Source organism: Luteimonas lutimaris (genome assembly GCF_039537065.1).
GTDB classification, from domain to species: Bacteria; Pseudomonadota; Gammaproteobacteria; order Xanthomonadales; family Xanthomonadaceae; genus Luteimonas; species Luteimonas lutimaris.
The window spans coordinates 1-513 of the sequence record NZ_BAAAZU010000038.1 but is presented as its reverse complement, the minus strand read 5'-3'; the positions used below and the strand labels follow the sequence as shown (position 1 = coordinate 513).

The window sequence follows — 513 nt, the reverse complement described above, 5'->3', positions numbered from 1 at the left end:
ACTAAACCCGAGCGCCGAGGCGTTGCTCGCGGCCAATGCCTTGCCCATATCCGATCTGCAAGGCAATTCGATCGTCGCGTTATTTGGATACGTCGCAGATAACCAGCTCCGTGGCATCGTCGGGTTGGAGATGTACGGCCCTGCCGCATTGTTGCGGTCCCTGGCGGTACAAGACACCGGACGCGGCGTTGGCCTAGGGGCAGCCCTTGTCGCTCATGCCGAGCAATTTGCTGCCCAGCAAGGTGTTGGCACCTTGTACTTGCTAACCACCACAGCCACCGACTTCTTTGAGCGACGCGGATACAGTCATGTTGCCCGGGATGCGGCGCCCGCTTCTATCGCGGCCACCAGCCAATTCTCTGATCTCTGTCCGTCGTCGTCCGCTTTCATGGCAAAGTCGGTTGGCAGCTAACAATTCATTCAAGCCGAAACCGCTTCGCGGTTCGGCTTAATTCAGCAACTGTCTTGAAGCATGCCGCTCAAGCCAGTGCCAAGGCTTCAGCCTGCAGTTCG

Annotated in this window: 1 protein-coding gene; it reads left to right on the top strand. The window is 58.3% G+C overall.

Going from position 1 to position 513, the window contains the following annotated elements:
- A partial coding sequence (arsN2, locus tag ABD679_RS15305; RefSeq protein WP_344760887.1) for an arsenic resistance N-acetyltransferase ArsN2 occupies nt 1-412 on the top strand: 412 nt, incomplete at its 5' end.
- Between the last annotated feature and the right edge of the window lie 101 nt (nt 413-513).